This is a genomic window from Polystyrenella longa (genome assembly GCF_007750395.1).
Taxonomy (GTDB): Bacteria; Planctomycetota; Planctomycetia; order Planctomycetales; family Planctomycetaceae; genus Polystyrenella; species Polystyrenella longa.
The window spans coordinates 3,944,949-3,958,409 of the sequence record NZ_CP036281.1; the positions used below are offsets into that span (position 1 = coordinate 3,944,949).

Sequence of the window (13,461 nt, forward strand, 5' to 3'; positions counted from 1 at the left end):
CTGAGAGACTGTTTAGGCAAGCGTACGTTAGCCACGACCAGATTTGAGGATCGTCATTAGTCGATGAACACGTTTAGAAAGGTGATTTGGTCCGACATGGGAGTGACAGTTACTTCTTGACAACAGGCAGGAATCAGCCATGTCTGTCCAGGTTCGATCTTCTCTTTGAAATCAGTACTCTCGAGTGATCCCGTTCCGTTCAGAGCAACGAGTACACGGAATCGGTTGGACTGGGTAAACGCGACAGGGATTCGCGTCTGGTGCCGGTGAATCGCGTAGTGGGGACAATCGATAATGGTTTCTTCGGTATGCTCGCCGGATTGGACGACTATTGGATCCAGCGGCATTACTGGGCCCTGATCAAAGTTCGTACAGATCAGCCCCTCTTCGACATGCAGTTCCCGAGCTTCCTTCCCCTCTTCTTCACGATCCCAGTCATGAAAACGAAACGAAAGATCGCTGGACTGCTGGACTTCTGCGAGCAGAATAGAGCCTCGAACTGCGTGTACGGTTCCAGCAGGAAGATGAACGGCGTCACCCGCGTTGACCCGAAACGAATGGAGGCAATCGATAACATTGCCAGTCTCCAATGCGGCTTCAAACTCTTCGCGTTTTACACCCGCTTTTAATCCAGCATAAAGTAGACTATCAGGTTCACATTCCAGAACGACCCAAGTTTCGGTCTTTCCATTCCCGCCCGTCAGTAGAAGAGCAAGATGATCGTCCGGATGAACCTGTACGGAAAGTTTGTCGTGAATATCAAGAAACTTAATTAGCAGCGGGAAGGTGGCATACGGAGAGTTTGTCCCCAGTAGTTGTTCTTTATAGCTAGTCCGCAGGTCGGCAATCGTCCATCCAGCATGAGGTCCACAGGCGACTTCACTGCGAGCATCGGGAAGATCGGAGATCTCCCAGCTCTCTGCGTAGTCTGTATGCGAGTCGACCGGTTTGCCTAATCGCTCTCCGAGTCGCGTTCCGCCCCAGCAAATTCGCTTCAATAACGGATTGAACAGTAACGGCTGCAAAGGAGGATGTTTCTCCGTAAGCTGTAACGGCGCAACTTGCTTGCTGTATTGAGAGTCAGACGAGTTTTGTTCGAAAAACGGCATTTGAGATATTTTCGTGTTCCGGCAGATTCGATCCCGGACTATCAAACCGGAGATGTTCAGACTATCCGGCAATTGGTGATGACTTTATTGTTTCGATTGGGCAGGCATTAAAAATAAATGTTTAAACGAAAAACATAACCACTTCACTCATTTTTTACAAACCGCCTCTGTGTCAGAATCGCGGTTGTTACAGGGGAATGCCCGGTTATTTCCCCTGTTTTATTTTATGTGCCAATTGGGTCTCTCAGTAGAGGCCTTTTTCACGAACATCTGAGATCAATGCGAAGTCGTCAAAAACTCTCAGATTGTGCTTGCCATTTCTGATGCAGAATTTTATATTTCGTTCGCAATGAAAAATATTGGCTCTTCGAGCCGATCAGATCAAATCCCCTCAGGAAACACCCATATTTGACAACGTAACCTACGTTTCTTACTGATTCTTGGTGTCTCTCCTAAACTCTTGTGAAGGAGTGTTTACACACTCTTTCCGTGCTTCCAATTTCCAGTTTTCTCCTCTCGTAAACTATCTGGTTCAGGATTTTTCTGTTTTAACATGGAAAAGTCTTCCCTCTGCTGTGGAGCCATTCATGACGAAAATGGAGTTCGAATTGACTGTTGGCGATGTCATCGAATGTGGTGATGTTGAGCTGATGGTTGTTGACGTCGATAACGACGGAGTTCACTTCAAAATCAAATCCGGTACAGAGTCTGATTACTTGCCTACAGGCTTCTCCGGTACTACTACATTTTCCTCACACCTACAGGAAATCCCCCGCTAAACGAGAAATTGCTTCATTCTCCCAAGTTGCTGTTCCGACCAAATACGCTTGCATGGACACTCTTCCCGTCGATAGTGCCCTGTCGAGAATAGTACCCTGAGGAGTCCCCGTCCTGAAAACCTGACCCTCAATCCTGCCAACTGATCTCAAGTTGCTCACGGGCCAATTGAGGCGTTCAGCGGCAAGACAGCGAGAGACTCCGCAGAACTCCTGCCTGCTCCATCCGCCTCGCGTCAGTCTCCCTTCGCTCTGACGCACTCCGCACTGGCCCGCTCATAACGAATTCGGCACGCTGGTTCACTTCTTCCTCATCCGTAGTTGGCAATCTAGAGCGCATTCCAGAAAACCGTAGCGTGTTCTGGCGGCGTAGCCTGCTGTATTTAAGGGTTTTTCGGGAACGATAGCCGCCACTCTTATCCTGGACAGGATCTAATTGGTTACAAAAGGCGAAAGCAGACTCAATGAGTAATCGTCCGATCTGGCGACGCCTCCGGCTTATTGTTTAAGCAAGTTATTCGATACACGGCTTGGTGCCAGCAAGATTCACAGCCACGAGAGCTACTCAGTGTACTGTGATTGCAGATACTCGACGGCATCCAGGAGATCAGGAAACTGTTTCCACAGTTGGTCCAGGTTTGAGATCCGAATGACCTCTTCGCAATGCTCTTGCAGAGAACAGAGCACTAACTCGCCTTCCCTTTTACGCAACTGATGCCAGACCCGAAACAGGATCTCCAGAAAGGAAGAACCGAAATAGGTGACGCCGCTAAGATCGATCACCAGTAAGGGAGGTTCCATATTTCGGGCGAGATCAATCAACTGTGTACTCATCTCGTAAATATGGAGTTCGTCCAGAGAACGAAATCGTTCTTTGACCGATAGAATGGTAATATCGTCCTGGTGGGAGACATTGAAAGCTGTAGCTTGTGGATCGTTCATTACCATTCACCTACCAACAAAGAAATCCCCCATTGCCTCAGCAACAGTGAACTTCATCAAGATGGAGTCAGGAGGAATTATAAATCACCTGTTTGCAGGGAGCGATATACGTTCCAAAACAGACCGCAAGAGGGCCTGGCAAACTGGAATGGCTCCCGTGCCTCTTATGGAGAAGAGGATTGAATAGGAAAGATCCAGTTTATTATCTCAAATCCGCTGTGAAAAATCAGCTTAAATTTGAGGACAACAAAGAGATGAGTGAAGCGAGATGTATTCCGTTCTTCTAACATACTTTAGATCGTCTGTCTATAATTTCCACTGCGCTATGTGCGAATTTAGATTCGCTCCGACGATGCAGTAGTACGTTACCGAGTCTGGCAGCCAGATTAACGAGCCTGCTTCAATTCAATTTCTGTTTTCTGCTCCTCACCATTCCTCAGGTAAATCAGTTCGACGATATCTCCAACATCGTGCAACTTCATTACCTCCCGCAGTTCGGCGTTGTTTTTCACGTCCGTTCCGGCCACGGAAATAATGAGGTCTCCCAGGATCAATTCCGTTTGAGTGGTGCGGGTAGGCTGCAAACCCACCTCGGCAGCGCCCATTCCTTCGAAAACTCTGTCAAAAAGAATTCCTCTTCGGGGTAAGAAACCTTCTCGAACCAGGGTGATGGTCCACGTTTCAGCGATAGGATGTATGCCCAAGTCTGGCGTGCTAAGTACTCCATCTTCAATTAGATCCGGCACGACTTCATTAACAGTGTTCACAGGAATTGCAAAACCAATACCGGCTGAATTCCCCGTATCGCTGTAGATCGCCGAGTTGACCCCGATCAAACGGCCAGCACTGTCGAGCAAGGGGCCACCAGAATTACCGGGGTTGATCGCTGCATCAGTTTGAATGGCTTGTTTGATGCTCGAATCTCGCGCCGCAGCACGAAACTCCCGGTTTAAGCCACTAATCACCCCCGTAGTCAGGGTATAGTCCAAACCGAATGGAAAGCCGATTGCGAAGGCTTTCTGTCCGACTAATAAATCGTCTGAGACACCAATTGCCAGCGGTTTCAGTTTTTCTGACGGAGCATCAATCTTCAATACAGCGAGATCGTATTCGGGCGCCACGCCCACCAGCTGTGCGGGGTACTCTTGCTGATCCTGCAAAGTAATCTCGGCAGACGAAGCCCCCTGCAATACATGATAGTTTGTGACAATATGCCCATCCTGATCCCAGATGAACCCGCTTCCGCTCCCCTTGGGAACATCTTCACGATAAATATTGTAATTCTTAAGCGACAGTCGACTGGTCTTCGTCGTGATAAAGACTACTGAAGGCGAAGCTTCCTGAAAGAGTTCGATAGTCGACGTTTCGTCTGCCGCTAAATCGCCGCGGGCTGTAACAGCACGCGGTTCGACCGTCGGATTACGAAACAGGTCACGACCGCCATTGGTAAATCTAAGTACCAGGGCCGCAACCAGTATTAGCAGAATGGCCACCAGCCAGTTATTCACCGATGATGAATTTTGTCTGGCAGGTCGTGCATACCTGTACGGCTCTTGCTGACTGGGCGTCTGAGGTTCTCCTTCCGAAAAATCTAAGTTCGGTCTGTTCACATGATCTCCTTGGGACTCAGACGACTTCCAGCCAGAAAGTGCTTATTGGGACAGGGCTAATTCCTGAAGAATCCTTCTCACAGTAGATGAAATATAAGATACAAGAAATTGATCCTGCCCTAATCGAAACTATTCGTCTTTTTTCAAATCGGCGGCATTAAATTCGGGAGCTTCACCAAGGGGCCATAGTTCCCACCGACGAACAAACAGTTCCGCCATTTCGGTTTGAACCAACAACCGGCCTGCGGACGGGGAGACATCGAATAACTCATTTACGACAACACCATTCACTTTAATCAGAACATGATCGCCGTCACAGATGACATCCATTCGCGTCCATTCGCCAACAGGACTGTCGACATCTTTGTCACCACGGAAATCGATTACATCTTCCCAGTCCGGGTCACGGCCATACCAGTTAATTCGACCACTGTTGAACTCTTTGCGTTCTCCACCTTTAGTCCAGATACTCTCGCCATCGCGATCTTTTGAGACTTCAGCAATGACTGAAATCGGCATCGGTTTGCCATCGGCATCAGTACCACGAACGACGATCACGTCCCCGACCCCTCCTTCAATGATTTGTGATTCAATGGAGTTCGGCCAGGTATTGCTGTAGCTATTGTCCGGCCCAACGCAATGAAACAGTAAACCGGAGTCGCGAGTTCTCTCTTTACGACTGCCCCAGGTACGAGGCCCCCATTTGAATTCGAGGACAACGTGATAATCTTTGTAATTATCATCTGTGAGCACAGCACCAAGGCCATCACCGGTAATGTGCAGCATTCCGTCGGTCACTCCGAAAACCTGTTTCGGGTCTTCGTGACCACTCTCTTTCAACCAGGTGTGCAAACCATCCAGGTTCTTCCCATTGAATAAATCAATTTTCTTGCCCTGCGGAGTGATTGCTTCTTCACGAATCGACTCATAGGACAACGTTTCCTCAGCGGTCAGCGTCATCGGATTGAACGCAAATAGGCTGGAAGAAGTAATTAGAAGCGTGGAAAACAAGCGCCATGGATACATTTGTTAACAAACCTTGTCTATGATTAAAGTCACTGGAGTTTTATCCTGGGGACAGTCAATGTGTTTATCCAGTATGATGGCTGTTCTTACCGTTTGCAATTTGAATAGCTAAGTCTATTGCTGACATCCTGAGAAACCTCAGTACGACATTTCAGATCGATTATTCCCCGAAAGAGTTTACTCCAGAGGCATTTTAAGCAATGCACCCCGCCGAACTTTCGCCTGATCAACTGCTAAAAGAGTGTCGCGTCACCCGGACTCGACGCTCTGGACCGGGCGGGCAACATCGCAATAAGGTAGAAACAGCCATCGTCCTGGATCATCTCCCTACTGGCCTTCAAGCGGAAGCGAATGAAGAACGCAGCCAACCCGCTAATCAACGCAAAGCATTAAAACGGCTGCGTTTGAAACTGGCAGTCGAGATCCGCCAACCGGAACGCCTTGATCAAATTCCCAGCCAATTCTGGAAAAATCGTTTTCCCACCGGGCGTTTGCAGATCAGTGCGAAACATGAAGAATTCCCCGTCGTTCTGGCTGAAGCGCTCGATGCTCTGCAAGGTAACGACTACGAAGTCAACCGCGCAGCAATACAACTTGGATGCTCGGGTTCCCAGCTGACGAAACTGCTGAAACAGGAACAAACGGCCTGGGTAGAGGTCAATCGCATTCGCTCAGAACTCGGTTACCATAAACTGAAATAAATGCCTTTAGACGAAAGTAGTCCGATAGGGCGAACGATTTTGTCACGGTGGAATCTTCGAAATTGACCTGTTTTGTGAACTAGTGCACAAACTGTGCGGTGACGAGCAGACCATAATTGAATTAACGATCCCTCCCAGCGCCGTAGGAGAGACCTTTGCAAGACAGCATGCCAAACTTTTTCCACATCTTCCCGGATTCAGCTGTCTATAATATCACATCGCTGCACCTCTCATTTTCATTTCTGACATGACTTAGTCCCTACACGAAATATAATTCGCAATCCGTTTCAGTATTGCTGGTTCGGTTCGGTTTTCACATGATGGGTTCGTGATAACGTGTTCCCGACAGTTCTTCGCCCTACTGGATACACTGGTTTGAAACACCCATTTCCTTACATCTGTTTTTTCTCGCGATAACACGATAAAGAGGCTCCCTATGCGTTTCGGCCAGTATCGGGATCAACAGCAGAACCCGCGGCAACGAGTGTGGCATCTGACCATTGGATTCCTTCTGGTTCTAACGGGCAGCCTGCTGATATGGGCCAACCTCCAATTAAAATTGCTGGCAGCAGGGAACGGCTTATTAACGCTGGTCTTCTCAACATTTGTCATGATTCTCTTGCTCGGCGGAGCGTACCTGTTTCTGCAGGCTTGGCAGGCTCAAAAAGCGACGCTGAAAAAAGTCCGTTTAAATCGACAACGCGTTCGCCTGACGCCTCAGGGGATGACGCTAACCGTCATGATGCTCGTCTTTCTGATCGCCTCCATGCTCAGTCATTCTAATATGATGGTGCTCATGTTCTCGTTTATCGCTGGGGCGATTGTTGTAAATGGAACGCTTGGGATGACGATGGTTCGTAATGCGTCTGTGAAAAGACGTGTTCCCGCCGGAGTCATGGCGGGAGAGAAAATTGCCGTCAACATCGAATATACGAACAAGAGTCGGTTTCGTTCGGCATGGGTCATGGTAGTGCGCGACACAATTAACCATCAAACCGAGTCGCTTCAGGCGGAAGTCTTAATTGCAAGGATCATGCCGCAAAAGACCGCATCGGCCTATTATGATTTTCGACCGATGCGCCGGGGAATATACCGTTTCGGTCCTCTGGAGGTATTAACCAGTTCCCCTCTGGGGATGGTCGAACGGGGTCACATTTTCGACTTGGAGGATAAACTTGCTGTCTATCCACGTACTGGAAAACTGACGAGCATTTGGAAAAAAGAACGGTCTCATGCTGCAGAACTGGTTCAACAGAAGCAAACACGCAAGGGTGTGTTCGATGATGAATATCATTCCATGCGTGAGTACCGCCCGGGCGATAATCCCCGAGCGATTCACTGGAGAACTTCGGCACGCCGTAATGAAGTGATTGTCCGTGAATTTCACCAGAGTCGTGATGACGATGTGCTATTGATGGTCGATCTGTGGTTGCCCAAAAACCCGACGGAACATCATTTGGAGTTGACGGAAACAGCAGTCAGTTTCGCCGCCACAGTTAGCCTTGAACAAATGCAGAAGAGTCGAGACTTTCAATTCACCTTGTTGATTAATGGATCGACGATGAGTAGTTGGTCGGGGCGATCAAGTCCGATGGCAACGGAGGAAGCACTGAACGCGTTGGCATTGGCCGAGGGGGGCCGGGAATGTGAACTATCCGACTGGATGGAGGAAGCGTGTCAGTACCGTTCACCATCGACCAGCCTGATTCTCGCAACAAGTCGTCCCGAATCAGAGTTACAGACGTTGCATCTGTTGCTAGAAGCCGCCTTGGAAGAGCCTCTGTTAAATGTGACCATAGTCAGCGTTGACTCGAAGAAGTTTAGTAATTTCTTTCTGCTCCCAGATTTCGATTAAGCAACCAAGTTAGTCCGTCCTACAGACCATGGAATCCAACTGAAAGAAAATCATCTTGAATTCAACGACTGTTTTCAAATTGAGTGTATATGGATTTCTCGCTTACAGTGCGTTCATGCTTTGCGTCGCACAGAATTCGATTTTTCCGCAAGGGATTCTGCTGGTATTAGTTCCACTCGCTTATTATCTCAGCGAACGTCGGAGGATCTTGATCCTACCAACCTGGGCCGCGAACACACTCGGTGTCATCGCCTTCCTGTTTGCCTCTTTAGAGTTTCAGGGAATTGTTGTTCCATTCGGTGGGTTGGGACAACAGTATTTTGAAGACTTTCAAATCCGGGCAGGCACAAATCTCATTGTTTACCTGAGCTGCATCGTTTTGTTTATGGAAAAACGAACGAGTTACTACTGGGGAATTCTCATCTTCGGAGTGCTTCTAGTGGCGCTAGGCTGCATATTTACGAAGTCGACAGAATACAGCCTGCTCCTCCTAGTCTTCATGATATCAGGATTATGGACACTCTTCAATTTCATGATCTACGAAGCTCAATTGCAACATTACGAATTGAGTTTTTCCGGCCTACATGGACTGACCCACCCTTCAACGACCGTAAAACCGGAATTGCCTGCATCTCGTTTCCAACAACCGAGCACGATCAAAGGAACGATTAAATTCGAAGAGGGTTCCAGCTGGTTCACCAGAAGTCTACTGTTTGGTTTTTTAATGATGTGCATTCTGACATTTTTTGTGGCAATCTTTTTTTACATTTTCATCCCACGCACCTGGATTGGAGACTTTGCCAAGAATTTAAATACCCCGCAGAATCAACGGCTCAAAACTGGCTTCAACGATAATGTCAAACTTGGCCGAATGGGATCACTGCTCTCCAGCTCAGAATTGGTAATGGAATTCGACCTGGAAGATGAAAATGGAAAAGAAGTCGATCTTTACGAATATATTGGCCAGTTGGGATACGATGTACCCTATTTTCGGGGGAATGTATTGACGCTTTATGAAAATGAAACCTGGAAAGTCGCACGTCCGGATATGCTACGAGCCGACTTTAGGGCTTGGAATCTGACTAAGTACGTCAAACAGAACATCCGAATGGTAAGTGCACCTACCGGTCATTTATTTGCAATATATCCTGCATCTCAATTCGATACGATGTTAGAAATCAACCGCGTTCCGAATTTTAACTTTGAGTCCAATCTCTGGAGCCTCGATCAAGGGTTTTCAGATGAATTCAATCTCGAAGTGACACTGTTTCCGGTAAAAGAAATTCGAGAGTTTTTACATACTGACTTCGAACGGCCTTTCATTTGGCAGTTAAAGCCAAACATCAACGAACTTAAAGAGATAACCAGGCGAGAATCGCTTGCAGTCCCGCCGGGACTTGAAGAACTACAGAAAGTCGCTAGGGACATCAGCATTAAAAGCCTGGAACGTCAGGGAATCGCCTCCCCCGCTGAAACATTACTATCCAATACTCACCCTGAAGTCAGACTTAAAGTCGTCGATGATCTTACGGAGTACCTTAAAAGTGAAAAGAATTTCACTTACTCCACGGAGTTGTCCATAACAGATCCAGCGGTTGATCCTGTTGTTGATTTCTTGATCAATACTAAACGGGGACATTGCGAATACTTTGCGTCAGCGTTGACATTGATGTGTCGTTCTGTAGGCATTCCAGCGAGACTCGTCACTGGTTTCAAAGGGGCTTCGAAGAACAATTTCAACAATATGTACTCTGTCCAACAAAAAGACGCACATGCATGGGTCGAAGTCCATGTCCCCTCGGCTACAATGCAACGTTGGTACGTATTCGACCCGACACCTGGCGAAAGGGAGTTAAACCGAGACAGTTCCGATCGTTCAGGAACCACGTTTGCCGATATCAAAGATGCAATTTCTTCTTTCTGGCGAACTTACGTCGTCAACTTTACGGCTCAGCAACAGTTCAACACCGTCATTAAACCAATCGCTGAAAAGGTGACGGAACTTTGGCAACTCCTGAAAGAACGTGGTATTTGGGAACTGATCAAAGAAGTTGCCAGTACACTATTGGACCCTTCCTACTGGTTCAGTCGATTCGGGCTGATGGTATTTGGGGTTATCACTATCGTGGTGATTCTGGCAAGGCGGTATTTACGGCCAATACTGGAGCGAATACGACGACTTTGGAGTAAAGAAACTGAGAACGGTTTCCGTCGACGTCAAACCGTTTATTTTAATGAACGGTTCAAGCAGATTTGCAAGAAGCGGGGTCTGGTCAAATCAAATAACCAGACTGATCAGGAATTCGCCAAGCATGTTCAGGAATTCTGGAATGCGTACTTGGCCCCCCATGGACTGCAGAATTTCCCATCGCAGTTGACGAACTGGTATTACCAGATCCGCTTCGGCAATCGACAGCCTACGACGGCGGAACTGGAACCGCTGAACAGCATGCTGGAGCTTTTCGAGCAGGAGGTCAAAAAGATACCTCAACAATCCTTACGAGGGACAAGCTAGAGTGCATTCCAGATAACCGTAGCGTGTTCTGGCGGCGTAGCCTGCTGTATTTAAGTGCTTTTCGGGACCGATAGCCGCCACACTTATCCTGGACAGGATCTAACTTGCCATATCCACCGTTCATGGACAGCAGGGATTTATTCGGCTGGTTCTTCAAGAATCATGATTTCTCCCGCTTCAGCACTATAGGCATAAAACTGTCCGGCGGGTAACACGGTGAAGGAACTGCCACTTTCCTTCATAATTCCTATAAATTCTTCGTAGTTAGGAAAGCGTTCGTGCTCTGCCTCGAAAGTTCGAATGACTTGCAGCATTCCAAACCGACTCGCCTCAGAACCTTTAACCAACATGGTGGATGAAAGAGTCTTGATGTAATTATCAGTATTCACCTTTTCGGAAACACGAACTAGATTTGGGTTATCTTTGATCAGTTGATCGTAATCGCCAACCTCCTGAGTTCGCTTACCGATGATTCCCCGGTTGTCTTTTTTCACCCCCGCTCCTTCATCCGCGGAATCTGAACTTGAACAGCCAGTTACGGTTAAACTCAGTAGCAGGAAAACCACGAGCGACCTGCGAATCATCATTCCATCTCCAGTAACGTCATCGAGAAAGCATAAAGTGAAGCTCTATTATTAGAGCTGAATCTAATTGAAAAGACGAGAGAAATAATAAGCAGAGGAACAGAACGTCACCGAAGCTTCAGATTTCATTTAGATTGCAAACGATTTCTGACGGTACTCTTCCAACCGTTTTGTTTCGGTCAAATCAAAATGGAGGGGCGATAATGTTGCGTATCCATCCTGAATTCCCTCTATATCGGACCCGGGGTCCTTACTGTGACCACTAATAGGCTCCAACCCGCACCAGTAATACGGTTTACCGCGTGGATCGGTCCGTTTTTCCAGACGTTCTTCCTGACGGTTGCAACCGATCGAAACTACCTTCAGGCCTTTGGGACCTTCCTCCGACTCGTGTGGAAAATTGAGATTCCAAAGTGAGCCTGTCTCAGGTTCATGGTCAAGCAATTGCTGAATCACTTCCGCTGCCCGTTCTGCCGTTTTGTCATAATCAGGAGCGGTCATCATGGATTGAGAAACGGCAATCGAGGTAATACCGAAAAAAGCACCTTCAATCGCAGCCGCAACTGTTCCTGAATACAGAACATTAATTCCGATATTCGCCCCCGAATTGATTCCACTTACGATCAAATCAGGACGTTCTCCGCAAAATTCCAGTACACCCATTTTCACACAGTCGGCCGGGCTGCCGTAGACGGCGTACCCAAACGATTCTCCATGGATATATTCCTCGCGAGCCATCAAGGGATGTCGATAAGTAATACTCAATCCGACACCGCTCTGTTCAGCAGCAGGTGCGACGACCGTCACTTTACCAAGCGGAGCCAGACTCTCCTTGAGAGCCGCCAGTCCGGGTGCATATATTCCATCATCATTCGTCAACAGGATGTGCATTCGTGATCAGTTCTTCAATCAAGTAGGTTTTCAGAGAGCCAACAAGTCGGGACAACATCTTCTCCAATTGTAGCAAGTCATTAAAAATTCGCGATACATCCCCGTAACATCCGCGAACTGCTCCATTTGCTGTGGCCACTTTACAAAGAGATCACCTTCCCTCTAGGATCGGCACCGCGACATTTTTTCCGAACACCCTCGTTTCAGGTCATACTCTTCTTCCATGGATGAATTTAACTGGCAACGGATGCGACGAAGGACGCGGAGTTGGTTTCAAAAGCACCAACGGGCGACTTTGCCGTGGCGTGAATCTCAAAACCCCTACTATATATGGGTCAGCGAGATCATGTTACAGCAGACGACAGTCGCAACCGTTCGCTCTTACTTTGAACGGTTCATCAAAGCCTTCCCCACTGTCCACGACCTGGCCAAAGCCGAGGAAGCCGCCGTTCTAAAACTGTGGGAAGGTCTCGGTTATTACAGTCGAGCCCGCAACTTACGTAAAGCGGCACAACAACTGGTGGAAGAATCAGATGGCGTATTCCCATCTGAGCCTCAGGACCTTCAGAAGCTTCCCGGTATAGGAAGATACACGGCGGGAGCGATCGCTTCGATCGCTTTTAACCTGCGGGCACCGATTGTGGAGGCAAACACGCTCCGGCTCTACAGTCGACTACTCGCTTATAAGGGAGATCCCCGCAGCAAAGCTGGTCAGGACTTGCTCTGGAAGTTCGCCGAAGATGTTTTGCCGAACAAAGATGTCGGCAACTTTAATCTCGCGATGATGGATATCGGTTCGCTGGTCTGCAAACCGGTTGCCCCAAATTGCCCGGGATGTCCACTGCAAATGGATTGTCGTGCCTTTGCCCGAAAGCAGCAGCATGAAATCCCTATGAAGCCGGTCAAGCCGGAAATCACATACACGATGGATGGTGCCGTCGTGCTCTGGAAAGAAGGTCGACTCGCGTTACGGCAATATGCTCCCGGCGAGCGGTGGGTTGGACTGTGGGATTTTCCAAGGTTCTCTTTAGATGAGGGGCTGAAGCAAGCTGGCATCGAACGGACCGATGGGCATATTGGCCATCTCGATGTGAGCCAGACACGCAAACTCCTCGACGTCGTGGAACAGGAATTCCTACAGAGATTTGACCTGACGATACGCGCTGACGAACTATTAACGCGAATGAAGCATACAGTCACCCGATATCGCATTCAATTAATGTGCGTCGAAGCGCAGGTCGACACTCGCGATCTCGAAAAAGAGGACGATTTGACCTGGATTCTCCCCGAGCAACTGGAGCAATATCCATTTTCAACGACAGGCCGTAAACTGGCGAGCCTTATCGAGAAACGGCAAGGGGACAAGTTTCTCTTCGATTAATCAATCCTCTTTCCGCAGTGATAAATTGCTAAATGAGTTGCCAAATGGAGCCGGAACGATACGATAGAAGT

General features: G+C 48.1%; 11 protein-coding genes. 5 read left to right on the forward strand and 6 right to left on the reverse strand.

The annotated features are described in order from the left end of the window. Nucleotides 1-56: 56 nt before the first annotated feature. A complete protein-coding gene (locus Pla110_RS14645; RefSeq protein ID WP_144996514.1) occupies nt 57-1,109 on the reverse strand; it encodes a type I phosphomannose isomerase catalytic subunit in 1,053 nt (350 codons plus the stop codon). Between the two features lie 587 nt (nt 1,110-1,696). Here Pla110_RS14645 and Pla110_RS14650 point away from each other — a divergent pair. After that, on the forward strand, nt 1,697-1,888 hold the full coding sequence (locus Pla110_RS14650) for a hypothetical protein (protein WP_144996516.1): 192 nt from the start codon (nt 1,697-1,699) through the stop codon (nt 1,886-1,888). A 558-nt stretch (nt 1,889-2,446) separates the two neighbouring features. On the opposite strand, the gene Pla110_RS14655 is transcribed toward Pla110_RS14650, so the two are convergent. From Pla110_RS14655 to Pla110_RS14665, 3 genes are all read right to left on the reverse strand, one after another. Further along, the gene (locus Pla110_RS14655) at nt 2,447-2,827 is read right to left on the reverse strand and encodes an STAS domain-containing protein (RefSeq protein ID WP_197440218.1); all 381 of its coding nucleotides are present in this window, start codon (nt 2,825-2,827) and stop codon (nt 2,447-2,449) included. 386 nt (nt 2,828-3,213) lie between these two features. Further along, nucleotides 3,214-4,335: a S1C family serine protease gene (locus Pla110_RS14660; protein ID WP_144996520.1), complete on the reverse strand. Its 1,122-nt coding sequence runs from the start codon at nt 4,333-4,335 to the stop codon at nt 3,214-3,216. A gap of 231 nt (nt 4,336-4,566) precedes the next feature. Continuing rightward, nucleotides 4,567-5,463 (reverse strand): 3-keto-disaccharide hydrolase, encoded by an 897-nt coding sequence (locus tag Pla110_RS14665; protein WP_144996522.1) that lies wholly within the window; start codon nt 5,461-5,463, stop codon nt 4,567-4,569. A gap of 200 nt (nt 5,464-5,663) precedes the next feature. On the opposite strand from Pla110_RS14665, the gene Pla110_RS14670 reads away from it, so the two are divergent. The 3 genes from Pla110_RS14670 (at nt 5,664) to Pla110_RS14680 (ending at nt 10,534) form a co-directional block, all read left to right on the forward strand. Continuing rightward, nucleotides 5,664-6,164 (forward strand): peptide chain release factor family protein, encoded by a 501-nt coding sequence (locus tag Pla110_RS14670; RefSeq protein ID WP_144996524.1) that lies wholly within the window; start codon nt 5,664-5,666, stop codon nt 6,162-6,164. 436 nt (nt 6,165-6,600) lie between these two features. Beyond that, nucleotides 6,601-8,019 carry a DUF58 domain-containing protein gene (locus tag Pla110_RS14675; RefSeq protein WP_144996526.1) on the forward strand — a complete coding sequence of 473 codons (1,419 nt, stop codon included), beginning with the start codon at nt 6,601-6,603 and terminating at the stop codon, nt 8,017-8,019. Nucleotides 8,020-8,074: 55 nt separating this feature from the next. Next, nucleotides 8,075-10,534 carry a transglutaminase TgpA family protein gene (locus Pla110_RS14680; protein ID WP_144996528.1) on the forward strand — a complete coding sequence of 820 codons (2,460 nt, stop codon included), beginning with the start codon at nt 8,075-8,077 and terminating at the stop codon, nt 10,532-10,534. A gap of 137 nt (nt 10,535-10,671) precedes the next feature. Here Pla110_RS14680 and Pla110_RS14685 read toward each other — a convergent pair whose 3' ends face one another. Continuing rightward, nucleotides 10,672-11,028, reverse strand: coding sequence for a hypothetical protein (locus Pla110_RS14685; RefSeq protein ID WP_144996530.1), 357 nt, complete (start codon nt 11,026-11,028; stop codon nt 10,672-10,674). Between the two features lie 219 nt (nt 11,029-11,247). Continuing rightward, a complete protein-coding gene (gene surE / locus Pla110_RS14690; protein WP_144996532.1) occupies nt 11,248-12,009 on the reverse strand; it encodes a 5'/3'-nucleotidase SurE in 762 nt (253 codons plus the stop codon). Nucleotides 12,010-12,232: 223 nt separating this feature from the next. Between surE and mutY the strand changes: the two genes are divergently transcribed. Next, the gene (mutY, locus tag Pla110_RS14695; RefSeq protein WP_144996534.1) at nt 12,233-13,390 is read left to right on the forward strand and encodes an A/G-specific adenine glycosylase; all 1,158 of its coding nucleotides are present in this window, start codon (nt 12,233-12,235) and stop codon (nt 13,388-13,390) included. Nucleotides 13,391-13,461: the final 71 nt, after the last annotated feature.